Genomic DNA, 17,064 nt, shown 5'->3' with positions numbered 1-17,064 from the left:
CGGCCCGAGTGCGGTAGAGTGTCGCCGGGGCGCCGCCCCGCCGACAATCGCCGGCCGATGGTTGTATATTGTGGCTTGTTGATATGCCCGGTGGAACCCAGCCCGATGCTCAGACGTCTGCTTCCCCTGCTGATCCTGGCCCTCGGCGTGGCGGCCTTCCTGTGGCTTCGCGCCACCCGCCCCGAGACAGCGAACGTGACCCACGAGGAGCGCCGCTGGCGCGTCGAGACCCTCTCGGCGACACTGCGGCCCCTGGCGCCCGCCCTGCCGCTCTATGGTGAGATCACCGCCCCCGAGATGCTGACCGTCACCGCGCCCCTGGCCGGCCGGATCGCCGAGCGGCCGGTCCGCGAGGGGCAGCGGGTCGCGCGCGGCGAGCGGCTGGTGGCCCTGGACGATGCCGACGTGCGCCCGGCCCTGGCACAGGCCGAGGCCGAGGTGGCGGATCGCGGGGCGCAGGTGGAGAACGAGCGGGTGCGCCACGAGAGCGATCAGGAGGCCGTGGAGCGCGAACGCGAGCTCGTCGACAACGCCCGTCGTCAGCTGGAGCGCACCCGCTCTCTGCTGGCGCGCAAGCTGGCCTCCCAGTCCGACCTGGACGCGGCGCGCAACGAGCTGGCCCGCGCCCGCGTGACGGTGTCGGCCCGGGAGCGGGCGATCGCCGAGCATCCCGCCCGTCTCAGGTCGCTCCAGGCCGGCCTGGCGCGTGCCCGGGCCGCGCTGGACGAGGCCCGCCGCGATGCCGAGCGCAGCCGGGTCGACGCGCCCTTCGATGGCATCGTCACGCGCATCCGGGTGGCCCCGGGCGATCAGGTCGCCGCCCGCAGCGAACTGCTCAGCGTCTATCCCGCGAAGGGCCTGGAGCTGCGCGCGCGCATCCCGCAGCGTCACCAGGCCGAGTTGCTCGAGGCCCTGTCCCGCGGGGAGCGACTCGTGGCCACCGGCGACGACGGGGCCCGCCTGGTGCTGGAGGGGCTGGCCGGCGAGGGCGACCCGGCCGGCACCGAGGGTATCTTCCGCCTCGAGGCGGGCGGCGAAGGGCTGCGTCCCGGCAGCCTGCTCGCCGTGTCGCTGGCGCGCCCGGCCATCGCGGACAGCCTGGCGGTGCCCTACAGCGCCCTCTATGGCAACGACGCCCTCTACGTGATGGACGAGGCCGACCGGATGCAGCGCCTGGTGGTGACCCGCCATGGCGACGTGATGCGCGACGACGGCCAGCGCTGGGCGCTGGTCACCGGGGAGGCGCTGGCCGACGGAGAACGGGTCATCGTCACCCACCTGCCCAATGCCATGCAGGGCCTGCTGGTCGAGGGCGACAGCGGCGCGGCGGACGGTGGCGATGGCGAGGAGCGCCCATGAGTCGCCGGCGTGGCCTGATCGGCTTCTTCGTCCACCACCGGGTCGCCGCCAACCTCATCATGCTGGTGATGCTGCTCGGCGGGGCGCTGGGCCTGTCGCGCATGAACATCCAGTTCTTCCCCTCCTTCGCCCTGGACGTGGTCAGCGTGCGCACGGTGTGGAGCGGCGCCTCGGCGGAGGACATCGAGCAGGGCATCACCATCCCCCTCGAGCAGCGACTGCGCAGCATCGACGGCCTGAAGCGGATGACCTCCACCTCGGCCCAGGGCGTCTCCAGCATCACCCTGGAGTTCACCGAGGGCAGCGACCCCATCCTGGCCCTGGACGATGTCCGCCAGCAGGTCGACCAGTTCACCAACCTGCCGGCGGACGCCGAGGCGCCCCGGGTGGCCCGGGCGGCCCGCTACGAGCCGGTGGCCCGGCTGCTGGTGCATGGCGAGGTCACCCCGGAGGAGCTGCGCCACCTGGCCAACCGCTACGAGGACCAGCTCTTGCAGGCGGGCATCGACCGGGTGGAGATCAACGGCCTGCCCGAGCAGCAGATAAGCATCGAGGTCCCGGCGGAGCGCCTGCAGGGGCTGCAGCTGAGCCTCGGCGAGATCGCCGAGCGGATCGAGGCGATGTCGCGGGACCTGCCGGCGGGTCTGCTCGGCCAGCAGGACAGCACCCGCGAGCTGCGCGCCGTGGAGCAGCGCCGCGACCCCATGGCCTTCGCCGACCTGCCGGTACTCAGCGGCGAGCGGGTGCAGCTGCGCCTGGGCGACATCGCCACCATCCGTCAGGAGGCGCGCGAGGGGTCGGTGACCCTGAGCCGCGACGGCCACCCGGCGGTGGAGCTGATGCTGCAGCGAAGCGAGGACGGCAACTCCCTGGCTGCCGCCGACGTGCTCAACCGCTGGCTCGACGAGACCCGGCCGCAGATGCCGCCCTCGGTGGAGCTCGAGGTCCACGACGAGACCTGGCAGCTGATCGCCGAGCGCATCTGGCTGTTGATCAGCAACGGCCTGGGCGGCCTCGCGCTGGTGCTGCTGCTGCTCTACTTCTTCCTGCCCGCGCGGGTGGCGCTGTGGGTCGCCGTCGGCATTCCCACCGCCTTCCTGGCGGCCATGGCGGTGTTCTGGGGGATCGGCGGGTCGATCAACATGATCTCGCTTTTCGCCCTGATCATGGCGCTCGGGGTAATCGTCGACGATGCCATCGTGGTGGGCGAGGACGCCGACGCCCACTTCCGCATGGGCGAGCCCGCCCGCCACGCCTCCGAGGGGGCCGCCCGGCGCATGCTCTGGCCCGTGGTCGCCTCGTCGCTGACCACGGTGGCCGCCTTCATGCCGCTGCTGCTGGTGGGCGGGGTGATCGGCAACATCCTCGGCGACATCCCGGTGATCATGATCTGCGTGCTGGTTGCCTCGTTGCTGGAGTGCTTCGTGGTGCTGCCGGCCCACCTGCGCAACGCCTTCGTGCCGGGCAAGGCGCCGCGTCGCCACCTGCTGTCGCGGCCCCGCGAGCGCTTCGAGTCGGCGTTCGATCGCTTCCGCGAAGGGCCCTTTCGGTGCTTCTCGGCGCTGACCCTGCGCCATCGCGGGGCCACCCTGGCCTCGGCGATGGCGGTGGTGCTCTTCACCCTGGGCCTGCTGGCCGGCGGTCGCCTGGAGTTCAACTTCTTCCCCACGCCGGAACCCAACATCCTCTACGCCAACGCCAGCTTCGTGGCCGGCACCGACCGCGGCCGCGTCGACGCGCTGCTCACGCGGATGCAGCACGCCCTGGACGAGACCGAGGAGGCGCTGGGCGGCGACCTGGTGCAGCACGCCGTGACCCGCCACGGGGCGACCATCTCCAGCGGCCAGCAGGGGCGAAGCGGCGACAACGTCGGCTCGATGATGGTGGAGCTCACCGCCTCCGACGACCGTGACGTGCGCAACGCCGAGTTCATCCGCGCCTGGCGTTCGCGGATGGCCGAGCCCGCGGGCCTGGAGAACCTGACCATCAACGAGCGGGCCTCGGGGCCCCCCGGCAAGGACGTCAACATCCGCCTGACCGGCGAGTCGGCCGGCGACCTCAAGGCCGCCGCGGAATCGCTCTCCCGTTCGCTGCGCGAGCTGCCCGGCGTGCTCGACACCGAGGACGACATGCCCTGGGGGCGCGAACAGCTCATCTATCGGGTCAATGCCCACGGCGAGGCCCTGGGGCTGACCACCCTCGACCTGGGCCGGCAGCTCCGGGCGGCCTTCGACGGCCGACTGGTGCAGATCTACCAGGACGGGGACGACGAGATCGAGGTGCGGGTGCTGCTGCCCCGGGAGCAGCGCGAGCGGCTCGCGACCCTCTCGCGGCTCACGGTGCGCGTCCCCGACGGGCGCTTCGTGCCGATGGACCAGGTCATGGCCCTCGACCATCGCCAGGGCTTCGAGGCGCTGCGCCATGCCGATGGCCGCCTGGCGGTGGAGGTCACCGCCGAGCTCGACAGCGAGGTCACCAACGCCGAGCGGGTGCTCGACGCCCTCTCCGAGGAGGTGCTGCCGACGCTGGCCAGTACCCACCGGCTGCGCTACAGCTTCGAGGGACGCGCCGCCGACCAGCGCGAGACCTTCGCCGACATGCGCACCGGGCTGATCATCGGCCTGGGCCTGATGTACGTGGTGCTGGCCTGGGTCTTCGCCTCCTGGAGCCTGCCGCTGATCGTCATGGCGATCATCCCGCTGGCGCTGGTCGGGGCCCTGCTGGGGCACTGGGCGCTGGGGCTCAACCTGACCATGCTCTCGCTGTTCGGGCTCTTCGGCCTCTCCGGCATCGTGGTCAACAACGCCATCATCCTGGTGGCCTTCTACCGCCACCAGCGCCAGAAAGGGCTGGCCATCGACACGGCCCTCAACGAGGCGGTGGTGCAGCGGGTGCGGGCCGTGCTGCTTACCTCGCTGACCACCATCGGCGGGCTGCTGCCGCTGCTCTTCGAGACCTCGCTGCAGGCCCAGTTCCTGATCCCCATGGCCGTCTCCATCGCCTTCGGTCTCGCCTTCTCGACCCTGCTCGTGCTGGCCGTGATCCCGGTGCTGCTGAGCTACCTCGAGCGGCTTCGCGAGCGCTTCGGGCACACGGGGCAGGAGGCCACGGCGCCCGGAAGCGGCTGAGGGGCCATCGATCGTGTGGCCTCGCACGGCCATGGGAGGACATCGCCGAGGCTGGCCCCGACGCCTGACGCCGGCCCGGGGTCAGCCGTGTTCCATGATGGGGCCCGTGAGCTGGCTGAAGTCCGGCTCGACGCCGAGCCCCGGGCGGTCGCTCACCGTCATGGTGCCGCGGCTGACCGCCGGGGCGCCGTGGGCGAGCTGGGTGGTGTTGTAGCGGTGCAGGTCGGTGGTGTTGAGCAGGCAGGGCGCGGGGGTGCTGGCCGCCAGCTGGGCATAGGCGGCGGTGGCGATACCGCTGCCCCAGGCGTCCTCGATGGTCATCGGGATGCCCGCCGCGACGCAGAGGTCGCGGATGACCCGGGAGGGCGTCAGGCCGCCGAACTTGCTGACCTTCAGCGCCATGGCGTCCATGGCATCGTCGCGCAGCGCCCGCTGCACGTCCGCGAGGCTGGTCAGGCTCTCGTCGAGCTTGACGGGGTGGTGCGAGCGCCGGCGAAACGACAGGCACTCCTCATAGCTCGCGCAGGGCTGCTCCAGGATCAGGTCCAGATCCGACAGCGCCCGGGAGAAGCGCGCCGCCTGGTCGCGGCGCCAGGCGCCGTTGATGTCGCCCACCCAGACCTCGCCCGGCGGCCGGCCCTCGGCCAGCACCCGCATCATCGCGATGTCGTCCTCCACCTCATGGCCCAGCTTGACCTGGAAGTGGCGGAAGCCCGCCTCGCGGTAGGCGGCAAGGGAATTCGCCATCGCCTCGGGCTCTGCCAGCGGGACGATGCGATGCAGCGGCATCGTCTCCATGAGCCGTCCGCCCAGCAGCACGTGCACGGGCAGGCTCGCCGCCTTGCCCAGCAGGTCCCAGCAGGCCAGGTCGATGGCGGCCTTGGCATAGGCGTGTCCATTGAGCGCCCGGTCCATGATCCCGGCCAGGCGTGTGACATGGCGGGGGTCCTCGCCGATGAGGTGGGGTGCGAGTTCCTCCAGGCAGGCGGGCAGGCCCCCGGCGAAGGCGGGCATGTAGCTCGGGCCGCAGGGGCACACCTCGCCGACGCCGGTCAGGCCCTCATCGGTGGTGAGCACCACCACGGTGCTGGTGAACCGCTGGTAGGAGCGCCCTCCGGCGAAGGCGTAGGCCGTGCCGTCGTAGTGAAGCTCGCCGGTGTAGGCCACCAGGTGGGTAATGCGCATGGTGCGTCCTCGCCCAATGAAAGAACCCCCAGCATAGCCGAGTCCCCGGCAGGCCGTAGGGACCGTGCCGTACTCTGCCGCGCGCGTTGGCTCACATCGGGCGAGATCGCCTGGCGATCGTGCCACGGCCCCTGCCAGCGGAAAGCCGGTCTAGACTTCCCGAGTAGGCCTCGACGCGTTTTCCGGAGGTGCCCGTCATGACTACCCCCCTTGCCTGTGTGCGGGATCTGGCCACCCGGCTGGACGGCCGCACGAGCGACCATGATGCGCTGCTGGCGCAGGTCGGCGACCGGCCCTTCGTGCTGCTCGGCGAGGCCTCCCACGGCACGGCCGAGTTCTATCGCCTGCGCGCCGCGATCACCCGGCGGCTGATAGAGGAGCAGGGCTTCGAGGCGGTGCTGGTGGAGGCCGACTGGCCCGATGCCCTGCGCCTGGATCGCTACGTGCGAGGCGGCGGCGAGGACTCCCTCGCCGAGGCCTTCGAGGACTTCCAGCGCTTTCCCCACTGGATGTGGTGCAACCATGAGGTGCGCGACTTCATCGGCTGGCTGCGCCAGTACAACGCCCGCCAGCCCCTGGCGAAGAAGGCGGGTTTCCACGGCATGGACCTCTACAGCCTGCACCGCTCGGCGGAGGCGGTGATCGAGTACCTGGAGGGCGTCGACCCCGAGCAGGCCGAGGTCGCCCGCCGGGGCTACGCCTGTCTCGACCATCGCGGCGACCCCTTCCACTATGGCCGCAACGTGGCCTTCGGCCTGAGCCCCTCCTGCGAACGGGCGTCCGTGGGGCTGCAGGTCCGGTTGATGGAGAAGGCCTCAGCCTACCTGGCGGCGGACGGGCGCCGGGCGGTGGACGCGCAGTTCTTCGCCGAGCAGAACGCCCGGGTGGTGGTCAATGCCGAGGCCTACTACCGCGCCATGTTCGGCACCCGGGTGGATACCTGGAACCTGCGCGACGACCACATGACCGAGACCCTCGCCGAGCTGCACGACCACCTGCGCCGCCAGGGAGGTGCGGGCAGGGTGGTGGTGTGGGCCCACAACTCCCACCTGGGCGACGCCCGGGCCACCGAGATGGGCTGGGGCCAGGGGCAGCACAACGTCGGCCAGCTGGCGCGCCAGCGCTTCGGTGCCGAGCGGGTGCTGCTGGTGGGCTTCACCACGCACACCGGCCATGTCACCGCCGCCCGGGACTGGGACGGGCCGGCCGAGCACCGCTGGGTACGCCCTTCACTCGAGGGCAGCGTCGAGCGCCTCTTCCACCAGAGCGGGCTCGACCGCTTCTACCTGCCGCTCCTGTCGGGCCGGGCGGAGCCCCTGAAGGCGCACCGGCTGGAGCGGGCGATCGGGGTGATCTACCGCCCGGAGACGGAGCGGGGCAGCCACTACTTCCAGGCCTGCCTGTCCGACCAGTTCGATGCCCTCTACCACCTGGACGAGACCACGGCCGTCGAGCCGCTGGCGCCGGGCGCGAGCTGGCAGCGCGAGGCCATCCCCGACACCTATCCCTTCGGGGTGTGAACCACGCCCGGCCTCACAGCTCGTGGCCGAGCACCACCTTGCAGATGTCGGCGAAGCTTCTCGCCTCGGGCAGCCCGCCCGGACGATGGCCGAGCACGCGGGCGATGTCGGCGGCCGAGATCACCCCGCGGATGCGCTCTCCCTGGCGCGAGGTCGGCTCGGTCACCAGCAGGTGCTGCTCACCGAAGCTCTTCAGCGCCCTGACCAGGTCGCCGATGCTCATCGAGGCCAGGGCCTCCAGGGTCAGGGTCGGGGTCTTGTCCAGCGGCGTCTGGATCATGCCGGCGGTGACGTCCTCACGGGCGATGTTGTGCTGCTGCATGGCCAGCGTGATCCGGCGGCCACCGATCACCTCGCGGGCGGGCAGCACGCCGCTGCAGCGTCCCTCGTCGTCCACCACCAGCAGCAGGCGGACGCCGCCACTGACCATCCGCTGCGGGGCCTCGTCGACCGGCCGGTCGCCGTCGACGGTCTGCGGGGAGATGCGGGCGAAGTCGGTGAGCACCATCATGGCCGGGCTGTCGGCGTCCAGGATCAGCGTCTCGGGCGTGGCGATGGTCGGGCGAGAGTGCTGCGCGACAGGCTGAACCGGGGAGGGGGATAGGGCTGTCATGGGGGAACTCCTTGTCGTGGTTGTCAGGAGGCGCCGTCGTGGCCGGCCCCTCCTGATGTCACCGTTTCATGCGTTCCTTACCAGTAACTTAAGGCGTGCGTCGGCGGCTCACCCGAGGACCCGGAAGCTGTCTGCGTTCAACCAGAGGTGCACGGTGATGCTGGCCGCGTACCCCAGGGCGATGACCGGGGCCCAGCGCAGGTGGGTGGCGAAGGTGTAGTTGCCCCGCGCCTGGCCCATCAGCGCCACCCCTGCGGCGGAGCCGACCGAGAGCAGGCTGCCGCCGACGCCGGCGGTCAGGGTGATCAGCAGCCAGTTGCCGATCGACATGTCCGGCTCCATCGAGAGCACGGCGAACATCACCGGGATGTTGTCGACTACCGCCGAGATCACGCCCAGCACGACATTGGCCCAGACCGGGTCCCAGCCCCCATAGAGGGTGTGGGAGAGCAGGCTGAGGTAGCCCATGAAGCCCAGGCCTCCGACGCACATCACCACCCCGTAGAAGAACAGCAGGGTGTCCCACTCGGAGCGGGCGATCCGGGTGAAGACGTCGAAGGGCACCACGCTGCCGAGCTGCTCGAGCTTCTTCCAGTCGCCGCGCTGGGTGTAGCGGGTGCGCTTGCGCTCGAGCGAGCGGGGCAGGGTGCGGCGCAGGAAGTAGCCGAAGAACTGCAGCAGGCCGAGGCCCGTCATCATGCCGAGTACCGGCGGCAGGTTCAGTAGGGTGTGGCAGGCCACGGCGTTGGCCACGGTGAACAGGAACAGGAAGATGATGCGTCGGGCCCCGCGCTTGAGCCACACGTCCTCCTTCAGCGAATCGGGATGACGGTTCTTGATGAAGGCGCTCATGATCAGCGCCGGCAGCAGGTAGTTGACCAGGGCGGGCACCAGCAGGTCGAGGAACTGGTTGAACTCCACCATGCCGGCCTGCCAGACCATCAGGGTGGTGATGTCGCCGAAGGGGCTGAAGGTGCCCCCGGCATTGGAGGCGATGACGATGTTGATGCAGCACAGGCCGATGAAGCGCTTGTCGCCCTCGGCGACCTTTAGCACCACGGCGCACATCAGCATCGCCGTGGTCAGGTTGTTGGCGATGGCCGAGATGCAGAATGCCAGGATACCGGTGATCCAGAACAGCGAGCGATAGCTGAAGCCCTTGCGCACCATCCAGGAACGCAGTGCATCGAAGACTCGGCGCTCCTCCATGGCGTTGATGTAGGTCATCGCCACCAGCAGGAAGAGCAGCAGTTCGCTGTATTCCAGCAGGGTGTCCCGGAAGGCCTCCTCGGCCTCGTTGGGCAGGCCCGCCTGCACGTAGACCCAGCCGATCAGCGTCCAGATCAGGCCCGCGGCGACCAGCACCGGCTTCGACTTGCGCATGTGCAGCTGTTCCTCGGCCATCACCAGGGCGTAGGCGAGGATGAACAGCGTCACGGCGGTGAAGCCGTAGAGGGAATTGGTGAGCGCCAGAGGCCCGGCGGAGGCCTGGGCCAGGGGGCTGGCCAGCAGGGTCAACAGGGCAAGCATGAGAAGACCAGGCATCCGGGCGCTGTGCCTGGGCCTGTGCTGTGGTCGTGTGAGCGTCAGCATGGTGAGTGTGGGTTCCCGGGGAGGAGAGTGGGCAGGGTGGAAAGCGCGAGAATGTTAGGATGCGAATAATGTGATCGCAATAGGCCTGGGGCCTTCCGGTGGCCACAGGCCAGGGCCCTCGCCGGTGCTGCCGGAGGCCCATCGGGGGTGTGGCATCGTCGAGTGGCGACGCCGGCCGGCATCGGGGGAAAAGGCCCTGGCGGTCGGGGGCGCAGTATCGGGAGGGTTTCTTATGACAGCCTTAAGGAAGCCTCGAGAACATCTCGAGACCTCCCCTGTTGCCGGAGCAGGGGCATCACGTGCCGGTGGCGGCGTCGCGCTCGGCGGGATGCGACGGCTGCATCGGCGGGTACTCGTCGGCGGTGAGTGTCTCGCGCTCGAGCAGCAGGGCGGCGCCGGTCTCGAGGTCCTGGCGCCGTTCGGTCAGGGTCTGCCGGGCCAGGGCGTAGGCCTCATCGACCAGCTGGCGCACCGAGAGGTCGATCTCCCGGGCGGTGTCCTCGGAGTAGTCGTGGGGATGGGTGGTGGTGTAGGTCTCGCCCAGGAAGGCCTGGCGGTCCTTCTCGTAGACCACCTGGTCGGCCTCGCTGGCCATCCCGAAGCGGGTCGCCATGTCCCGGGCGATCTCGGTGACCTTGGCCAGGTCGTCGGCGGCGCCGGTGGAGATCTCCTCGAAGATCAGCTGCTCGGCGGCGCGCCCGCCCATCAGCACGGCCATGCGGTATTTCAGGTCGCTGGTCGTCTGCAGGAAGCGGTCCTCGGTGGGCCGCTGGATGGTATAGCCCAGGGCGCCGACCCCGCGGGGGATGATCGACACCTTGTGCACCGGGTCCATGCCCGGCAGGGAGGCGGCCACCAGGGCATGGCCCATCTCGTGGTGGGCGACCACCGCGCGCTCGTGGGCATTGAGCAGCCGGCTCTTCTTCTCGAGGCCGGCGACGATGCGCTCGATGGCGTTGGTGAAGTCCTCCATCCCGACTGTCTCGCTGTCGCGGCGGGTGGCGAGCAGGGCCGCCTCGTTGACGAGGTTGGCGAGGTCGGCGCCGGTGAAGCCCGGGGTCAGCGAGGCGATGTGGTCGAGGTCAACGTCGGGGGCCAGGGCGCGGATCTTGTTGATGTGTACTTGCAGAATCTGCATCCGTCCCTTGCGCTCGGGGCGGTCCACAAGCACCTGGCGGTCGAAGCGGCCGGCGCGCAGCAGGGCGGGGTCGAGGATCTCCGGCCGGTTGGTGGCGGCCAGCAGCACGATGCCCGTGGAGGGGTCGAAGCCGTCGAGCTCGGAGAGCAGCTGGTTGAGCGTCTGCTCCTTCTCGTCCTGCCCCCCCATGGCGCCCGGTACGCGCGCCCGTCCCAGCGCATCCAGCTCGTCGATGAAGATGATGCAGGGCTTGGCCTTGGAGGCCTGTTCGAAGAGGTCTCTGACCCGGGCGGCGCCTACCCCGACGAACATCTCGACGAACTCCGAGCCGGAGATGGAGAAGAAGGGCACGCCGGCCTCGCCCGCCACGGCCCGGGCCAGCAGGGTCTTGCCGGTACCGGGCGGACCGACCAGAAGAATGCCCTTGGGGATATGGGCGCCGAGACGGCCGTAGCGCTCGGGGTCGCGCAGGAAGGCCACGACCTCCTGGAGCTCGTTCTTGGCCTCGTCCACCCCGGCGACATCCTCGAAGGTCACCTTGGTGGACGTCTCGACGTAGACCTTGGCCTTGGACTTACCGATCGACATCATGCCGCCGACACCGCCGCCTCCGGTCATGCGGCGGATCAGGAAGGACCAGATGACGAACAGCAGGACCAGCGGGATGAACCACGACAGCAGCACGGTCAGGAAGGGGTTCTTGGCGCGGCCGTCGAAGGTGATGTCGTGCTGCGACAGACGCTCAGCCAGGTCGGGGTCGACGCGGTTCGTGGTGAAGGCGGTGCGCCCGTCGGCCTGGGGCGAGGCAAAGGTCCCGGTGAGCCGGTCGTCGGAGACCTCCACCTCGGCGATCCGGCCCTCCTCCAGCAGCCGGGTGAATTCCGAGTAGGGGATGGGATCGGTGGTCCGCCAGTTGTGATAGACGTTCTGGAATGTCAGGAAGAGCATCATGGCGATCAACACGTAGACCACGTTGAAGCGATGATTGGGTTCCATGCCGATTTCTCCTGCGGGGGCCGGGTCCGCGGGGGGGCGAACGCGGCCGGATGCCATGACGATGGCCTCCAGTGTAGGCCAGGCCCCGGCGGGCGGGGGTGCCTCGGGTCAATCACGGTCCCGTCAACGGGGTAGCCTCATCCACGAGGTGCGCGTCTCCCGGCGGTAGGGCCCCGGAACGGCGCGGGCGAAGGCCGCGTGGTGAAGGCCGTGTTGAAGGCCGTGTTGAAGGCCGTGTTAAAGGCGAGGAAAGCCCGCCGCCAGCCCCCCAGCTCGTCCAGTCGCAGAGAAGGGGCCCTTGAAATCGGCGCGTCCCCCCGCACCTAGACTGGACAGACACGGATACCGCACGCGACGAAGAGGGAGATTCCATGAGCACGACCTCGCTGCCCAACCCTGGCCTGGGCACCTTCCGCCTGAAGGGCGACACCCTCAAGCAGGTGATCCACGACGCCCTGGACCTGGGCTATCGGCATATCGACACCGCCCAGATGTACGAGAACGAGCAGGACGTGGGGGCCGCCATCGCCGAGAGCGACGTGCCGCGCGAGTCGCTCTTCCTGACCACCAAGGTATGGCACGACCGGCTAGAGCCCGCCTCGCTCAAGGCCAGCGTGCGCGAGAGCCTGGACAGGCTCGGCACCGATTACGTCGACCTGCTGCTGATCCACTGGCCGTCGCCGGACGACGCCGTGCCCATGGCCGATTACCTGAACGCCCTGCGCGAGGTGCAGCAGGCGGGCCAGGCGCGCCATATCGGGGTCTCCAACTTCACCATCGCCCAGGTCGACCAGGCCCTGGAGATCCTCGGCCCGGAGGCGCTGCTCACCAACCAGGTCGAGGTCCATCCCTTCCTGCAGAACCGCGACGTGGTGGCGCACTGCCAGTCTCGCGGTCTGACGGTGACCGGCTACATGCCGCTGGCCGTGGGCAAGGTGATGGAGGATGCGACGCTCAAGCGCATCGCCGAGGCCCACGAGGCCACGCCGGCCCAGGTGGCCCTGGCCTGGACCCGGGCCCGCGGCGTGGTGACCATCCCGTCCTCCACCAAGCGCGATCACCTGGCCGGCAACCTCGCCGCCCTGGACCTCACCCTGAGCGAGGACGAGCTCGAGGCCATCGCCGGCCTGGAGCGCGGCGAGCGCATCGCCGACCCCGGCTTCGCCCCCGACTGGGACTGATCCTGGCCGGCGCTTTTTTGGGCCGCACCTCGCGGGCCGGTTCCCTCTTTCTTCGAAGGAGATGTCTTCGAAGGAGATGCTATCGAAAGGAGATGACATGGCTTCCACCGTACTGATCACGGGCGCCAATCGCGGCGTCGGGCTGGCGCTGGCGCGCCATTATCAACAGGCGGGCTGGCAGGTGATCGGCGTCTGCCGCCGCGGCTCCGACGAACTTTCCGAGGTGGCCACCCGGGTCATCGACGGCATCAACGTCACCCGCGAGGCGGACGTCGCGCGACTCGCCGAGGCGCTGGCGGGGGAGTCGCTGGACCTGCTGATCAACAACGCCGGGATGCTCCACGACGAGTCGCTGGGCGCGCTCGACTTCGACGCCATCCGTGCGCAGATGGAGATCAACGCCTACGCCCCGCTGCGGGTGACCGAGGCACTGCTGCCGTGCCTGGGAGAGGGCGCCAAGATCGCCAACATCACCAGCCGCATGGGCTCGATCGCCGACAACGACTCCGGCGGCCGCTACGGCTATCGGGCGTCCAAGGCGGCGCTCAACGCCTTCGGCAAGTCGCTGGCGATGGACCTGGCGCCCCGGGGCATCGCCGTGGCCCAGCTCCATCCGGGCTACGTGCAGACCCGCATGGTCAACTTCGGGGGGCTGATCACCCCGGACGAGGCCGCCCAGGGCATCGCCGCGCGCATCGAGGCGCTGACGCTGGAGACCAGCGGCGGCTTCTGGCACAGCAACGGCGAGCCACTGCCCTGGTAGAAGTCCCGGTACAGTCCATCGGGACAGAGCTCGGGTGAGGCGCCTCGATCACCTGCTCGGCTAGACGCCAGCGGTGATCAGCGCCGGAGATTGTCGATGGGCCCGCGCCGCAGCAGGCGCAGCAGCACCGCCCGGCCGGCCCGCAGCCAGGGGTAGAGCCGGGCGGTACGGCTCGGGGAGGCGAAGAGCCGGGCCATCAGCCGGTTGAAGAGGCCGCTGCCGGTGCTCATCAGGGCCAGGCGATGCAGGGCCTCGCTGCCGTGCATCCACTGCTCGCCGATCCGCAGGGCGAAGCCCTCGTCCAGGTCGATCCCCCGCTCGCTCAGTTCGCGGCGGGCGGCGCTCTCCTGCCGGGCATCGACCAGCTCCACCTCGCCGACGTCTCGACGCAGCCGCTGCAGACGCACGAACTGCCGGCACATCGGGCACTGGCCGTCGTAGACCAGCATCATGGGGGGCCGTGACCGCTCCTGTGGCGTCATGCCAGCGCCTCCAGGGTGGCGATCTCCAGCCGGAAGTCCCCCTCCCGGCGGTCGGCGATCAGAAAGCCCAGCTGGCGAATCTCCTCCGGCGCGAGCGGGGGAGCGTCGTCCAGCCGCCGGCCCCGGTAGACCGCCTCGAAGTCGCTCCAGGGCAGGTCGAGGGTCTGCCAGTCGCCCGAGGTGGCGAAGCGGGCGCGGTAGGCCGCGCCCTCGGGGAGCCGGTCGGCGCGCAGTCGCAGCTGGTAGGTGCGTCCGTCGCCGCGGACCCGCAGGCGCATCCCGTGGGCCTCGTCCAGGGCCGGGTCGCCGCGCTCCCGGCGCACCGAGGCGAAGCCCCCACCGTGGTCGAGGGAGAGGCGCCCGGCAAAGACCCCGAGGCCCTCCTCGACGTGCAGCCCTCCCTGGGAGACGCCGCCCATGACGCCATCGTTGACGGCATGCCAGCGGCCGGCCTCCTCGGCCTCCCGGAAATCGACCCTCAGTGACATGGCGTGTCCTCGCATGGTGGGTGGGGCAGAGGGACAGGATGACGTGCCTGTCGCTCCCTGGCCAGATGCGCACGCATGGCCACCGGGAGCGCTGCCGGCGCCCGGCAGCTAGACTGGCGAGGTACCGCCCTGGTGACGGCGCACCAGGCACCGTCACCGGCCCCCTCCCTCCCTGGAAGCCGAGAGGTGCAAGATGTCGCCTTTCCTCGCCGCCACCGTCCTGTCCCCGGGCAGGTTCTCGCCGCCGTCGCCCCGGTGTCGCCCGTTGGCGATCTGGCTGCTGGCCCTGCTGCTGGCGCTTCCCGTGGCCCCGGTCGTCTCGTCATCTTCCGGCGACGACATGGCCGCGGCGCTGGCGCGGATCGTCCGGGAGCAGAGTGCCTGGCTCGGGGCGCGCACCGCGTACGAAGAACCCGATCTGCCGGGGATCCGCTTCGAGAGCCAGGCCGCCCTTCAGCACCGCTGCTTCCCGGCCTTCCCCGACAGACTGGACGTCCGGGTGAGGGGAGCCTATGACCCAGCGGAGGGCAACATCTACCTGGATCTCGACTTCGACCTCGGGTCGCCCGTCGGGCGCAGCTACCTGCTCCACGAGCTGGTGCACCATTTCCAGGTCCACAACCGGGAGCACATCGACGCCCGCGACCGGGGACGCCTGGAGGGGCAGGCCTATCGGCTGCAGCTGCGCTGGCTCGAGGAGGCGGGCGTCGACGACCCGTGGGGTGCCCTGGGCATCGACGAGAAGACCCTTCGCATCATCGAACGCAGCACCCGCTAGCCCTCGCCCGCGAAGGGAGCCGACGGGCCTCTCGGCGCTTCAGGATGCAGGCCACCGGCCTGTCGCGGTATCATGTCGGCCTTTCGCATTCCCATTCGCGTCCCGATCAGGCACCGCATTGATGTCAAACCCCACCCTGGCCCGTGAAGTCGGGCTGCGCAGAACCTTCGCGATCATCTCGCACCCCGACGCCGGCAAGACCACCATCACCGAGAAGATGCTGCTGTTCGGCAACGCCATCCAGCTGGCCGGCTCGGTCAAGAGCAAGCGTGACGACCGTCACGCCACCTCCGACTGGATGAAGATGGAGCAGGAGCGGGGCATCTCGGTGACCACCTCGGTGATGCAGTTCCCCTACGGGGGGCGCATCGTCAACCTGCTCGACACCCCGGGCCACGAGGACTTCTCCGAGGACACCTACCGGACCCTGACCGCGGTGGACTCGGCGCTGATGGTGATCGACGGCGCGAAGGGCGTCGAGGCGCGGACCATCAAGTTGATGGAGGTCTGTCGCCTGCGCACCACGCCCATCCTCACCTTCGTCAACAAGATGGACCGCGACATCCGCGACCCTGTGGAGGTGATGGACGAGGTCGAGGAGGTGCTCAACATCCAGTGTGCCCCCATGACCTGGCCGATCGGCATGGGACGCCACTTCCGGGGCGTCTACCACCTCTACAACGACACCATCCACCTCTACACCCAGGGGCAGGGCAACCGCATCCCCGAGGACCGTCGCATCGAGGGGCTCGACAACCCCGAGGTGGACGAGGTGCTGGGCGAGGACCAGGCCGAGGAGCTGCGCATGGAGGTCGAGCTGGTGCGCGGAGCCTCCCACCCCTTCGACCACGAGGCCTACCTGCGCGGCGAGCTGACGCCGGTCTACTTCGGTACCGCCATGGGCAACTTCGGGGTGCGCGAGATGCTCGACGGCTTCGTGGAGTATGCGCCGCCGCCCCAGCCGCGGGAGACCGATACCCGCATGGTGGAGGCGGACGACGGCCGCTTCACCGGCTTCGTCTTCAAGATCCAGGCAAACATGGACCCGAACCACCGCGACCGGATCGCCTTCCTGCGGGTCTGCTCTGGCAAGTACGAGAAGAACATGAAGATGCGTCACGTGCGCATCGGCAAGGACGTGAAGATCGCCGACGCCCTGACCTTCATGGCCTCTGATCGCTCCCACGTGGAGGAGGCCTGGCCGGGCGACATCATCGGCCTGCACAACCACGGCACCATCCAGATCGGCGATACCTTCACCCAGGGCGAGGACATGCGCTTCACCGGCATCCCGCACTTCGCCCCGGAGCTCTTCAAGCGCGTGCGCCTCAAGGACCCGCTGAAGATGAAGGCGCTGCAGAAGGGCCTCCAGCAGCTCTCCGAGGAGGGCGCGACCCAGGTCTTCATGCCGATGGACAACAACGACCTGATCCTCGGCGCCGTGGGCACCCTGCAGTTCGACGTGGTCGCCCACCGCCTGAAGGAGGAGTACAAGGTCGAGGCCGTCTACGAGGGCGTGAACGTCAACACCGCGCGCTGGGTCTACTGCGACGATGCCAAGAAGCTCGAGGAGTTCAAGCGCAAGGCCAGCACCAACCTGGCCATCGACGGGGGCGGCTACCTGACCTACATCGCCCCCACGCGCGTGAACCTGCAGATGACCCAGGAGCGCTGGCCGGAGATCCGCTTCCAGCCGACGCGGGAGCACTGATTGCGCTAGTGCCAGTGCAGTCCCGGTCGGGGCTGAACCGGGGCCAGGCCCCGGGGTGCCGGACCATCGAGGAGGCGCTGTGAACCCCTCCCTGGGCGCTACATTTGCCTTCCATGGCAAATGACCTCC

At 69.6% G+C, this 17,064-nt stretch carries 13 protein-coding genes; 7 read left to right on the top strand and 6 right to left on the bottom strand.

Annotated features, from left to right (window positions below):
• The first annotated feature begins 105 nt into the window (after positions 1–105).
• Both BOX17_RS16000 and BOX17_RS15995 read left to right on the top strand, forming a co-directional pair.
• On the top strand, positions 106–1,359 hold the full coding sequence (locus tag BOX17_RS16000; protein WP_071946313.1) for an efflux RND transporter periplasmic adaptor subunit: 1,254 nt from the start codon (positions 106–108) through the stop codon (positions 1,357–1,359).
• Complete coding sequence (locus BOX17_RS15995) at positions 1,356–4,487, top strand: efflux RND transporter permease subunit (protein ID WP_071946311.1); 3,132 nt, start codon at positions 1,356–1,358, stop codon at positions 4,485–4,487. Before BOX17_RS16000 ends, BOX17_RS15995 begins: the two co-directional genes overlap by 4 nt.
• 81 nt (positions 4,488–4,568) lie before the next feature.
• Here BOX17_RS15995 and BOX17_RS15990 read toward each other — a convergent pair whose 3' ends face one another.
• Positions 4,569–5,672 carry a mandelate racemase/muconate lactonizing enzyme family protein gene (locus BOX17_RS15990; RefSeq protein WP_071946309.1) on the bottom strand — a complete coding sequence of 368 codons (1,104 nt, stop codon included), beginning with the start codon at positions 5,670–5,672 and terminating at the stop codon, positions 4,569–4,571.
• Positions 5,673–5,869: 197 nt separating this feature from the next.
• Between BOX17_RS15990 and BOX17_RS15985 the strand changes: the two genes are divergently transcribed.
• Positions 5,870–7,192, top strand: a complete 1,323-nt coding sequence (locus BOX17_RS15985; RefSeq protein WP_071946307.1) for an erythromycin esterase family protein — start codon at positions 5,870–5,872, stop codon at positions 7,190–7,192.
• A 13-nt stretch (positions 7,193–7,205) separates the two neighbouring features.
• Here the strand turns inward: BOX17_RS15985 and BOX17_RS15980 are convergent, their stop codons facing one another.
• The 3 genes from BOX17_RS15980 to ftsH form a co-directional block, all read right to left on the bottom strand.
• Complete coding sequence (locus tag BOX17_RS15980; protein ID WP_071946305.1) at positions 7,206–7,805, bottom strand: CBS domain-containing protein; 600 nt, start codon at positions 7,803–7,805, stop codon at positions 7,206–7,208.
• 108 nt (positions 7,806–7,913) lie between these two features.
• Positions 7,914–9,398: a sodium:proton antiporter NhaD gene (gene nhaD, locus BOX17_RS15975; RefSeq protein ID WP_071946303.1), complete on the bottom strand. Its 1,485-nt coding sequence runs from the start codon at positions 9,396–9,398 to the stop codon at positions 7,914–7,916.
• A 295-nt stretch (positions 9,399–9,693) separates the two neighbouring features.
• Entirely contained in the window at positions 9,694–11,532 is a 1,839-nt protein-coding gene (ftsH, locus tag BOX17_RS15970) for an ATP-dependent zinc metalloprotease FtsH (protein WP_071946301.1), read from the bottom strand.
• A 371-nt stretch (positions 11,533–11,903) separates the two neighbouring features.
• Between ftsH and dkgB the strand changes: the two genes are divergently transcribed.
• Both dkgB and BOX17_RS15960 read left to right on the top strand, forming a co-directional pair.
• Positions 11,904–12,713 carry a 2,5-didehydrogluconate reductase DkgB gene (gene dkgB, locus BOX17_RS15965; RefSeq protein ID WP_071946299.1) on the top strand — a complete coding sequence of 270 codons (810 nt, stop codon included), beginning with the start codon at positions 11,904–11,906 and terminating at the stop codon, positions 12,711–12,713.
• Positions 12,714–12,810: 97 nt separating this feature from the next.
• Positions 12,811–13,476, top strand: coding sequence for an SDR family oxidoreductase (locus BOX17_RS15960; RefSeq protein ID WP_071946297.1), 666 nt, complete (start codon positions 12,811–12,813; stop codon positions 13,474–13,476).
• Positions 13,477–13,553: 77 nt separating this feature from the next.
• Here BOX17_RS15960 and BOX17_RS15955 read toward each other — a convergent pair whose 3' ends face one another.
• Positions 13,554–13,958 carry a DCC1-like thiol-disulfide oxidoreductase family protein gene (locus BOX17_RS15955; protein ID WP_083582197.1) on the bottom strand — a complete coding sequence of 135 codons (405 nt, stop codon included), beginning with the start codon at positions 13,956–13,958 and terminating at the stop codon, positions 13,554–13,556.
• Positions 13,955–14,446, bottom strand: a complete 492-nt coding sequence (locus BOX17_RS15950) for a CIA30 family protein (protein ID WP_083582196.1) — start codon at positions 14,444–14,446, stop codon at positions 13,955–13,957. The genes BOX17_RS15955 and BOX17_RS15950 overlap by 4 nt, the downstream gene beginning before the upstream one ends.
• Positions 14,447–14,711: 265 nt before the next feature.
• Between BOX17_RS15950 and BOX17_RS15945 the strand changes: the two genes are divergently transcribed.
• Entirely contained in the window at positions 14,712–15,224 is a 513-nt protein-coding gene (locus BOX17_RS15945; protein ID WP_071946293.1) for a DUF6647 family protein, read from the top strand.
• Between the two features lie 121 nt (positions 15,225–15,345).
• Positions 15,346–16,935, top strand: a complete 1,590-nt coding sequence (locus tag BOX17_RS15940; RefSeq protein WP_071946292.1) for a peptide chain release factor 3 — start codon at positions 15,346–15,348, stop codon at positions 16,933–16,935.
• Positions 16,936–17,064: the final 129 nt, after the last annotated feature.

This window comes from Halomonas aestuarii (genome assembly GCF_001886615.1).
Lineage (GTDB): Bacteria > Pseudomonadota > Gammaproteobacteria > Pseudomonadales > Halomonadaceae > Halomonas > Halomonas aestuarii.
The sequence above is the reverse complement of the archived record's forward strand: the minus strand, read 5'-3'. Positions and strand labels throughout refer to the sequence as shown.

What these genes read in the sequence shown, in the direction of transcription:
- BOX17_RS16000 (WP_071946313.1), top strand. Translation starts at nt 106, where the DNA reads ATGCTCAGACGTCTGCTTCCCCTGCTGATCCTGGCCCTCGGCGTGGCG.
- BOX17_RS15995 (WP_071946311.1), top strand. Translation starts at nt 1,356, where the DNA reads ATGAGTCGCCGGCGTGGCCTGATCGGCTTCTTCGTCCACCACCGGGTC.
- BOX17_RS15990 (WP_071946309.1), bottom strand. Translation starts at nt 5,672, where the DNA reads ATGCGCATTACCCACCTGGTGGCCTACACCGGCGAGCTTCACTACGAC.
- BOX17_RS15985 (WP_071946307.1), top strand. Translation starts at nt 5,870, where the DNA reads ATGACTACCCCCCTTGCCTGTGTGCGGGATCTGGCCACCCGGCTGGAC.
- BOX17_RS15980 (WP_071946305.1), bottom strand. Translation starts at nt 7,805, where the DNA reads ATGACAGCCCTATCCCCCTCCCCGGTTCAGCCTGTCGCGCAGCACTCT.
- nhaD (WP_071946303.1), bottom strand. Translation starts at nt 9,398, where the DNA reads ATGCTGACGCTCACACGACCACAGCACAGGCCCAGGCACAGCGCCCGG.
- ftsH (WP_071946301.1), bottom strand. Translation starts at nt 11,532, where the DNA reads ATGGAACCCAATCATCGCTTCAACGTGGTCTACGTGTTGATCGCCATG.
- dkgB (WP_071946299.1), top strand. Translation starts at nt 11,904, where the DNA reads ATGAGCACGACCTCGCTGCCCAACCCTGGCCTGGGCACCTTCCGCCTG.
- BOX17_RS15960 (WP_071946297.1), top strand. Translation starts at nt 12,811, where the DNA reads ATGGCTTCCACCGTACTGATCACGGGCGCCAATCGCGGCGTCGGGCTG.
- BOX17_RS15955 (WP_083582197.1), bottom strand. Translation starts at nt 13,958, where the DNA reads ATGACGCCACAGGAGCGGTCACGGCCCCCCATGATGCTGGTCTACGAC.
- BOX17_RS15950 (WP_083582196.1), bottom strand. Translation starts at nt 14,446, where the DNA reads ATGTCACTGAGGGTCGATTTCCGGGAGGCCGAGGAGGCCGGCCGCTGG.
- BOX17_RS15940 (WP_071946292.1), top strand. Translation starts at nt 15,346, where the DNA reads ATGTCAAACCCCACCCTGGCCCGTGAAGTCGGGCTGCGCAGAACCTTC.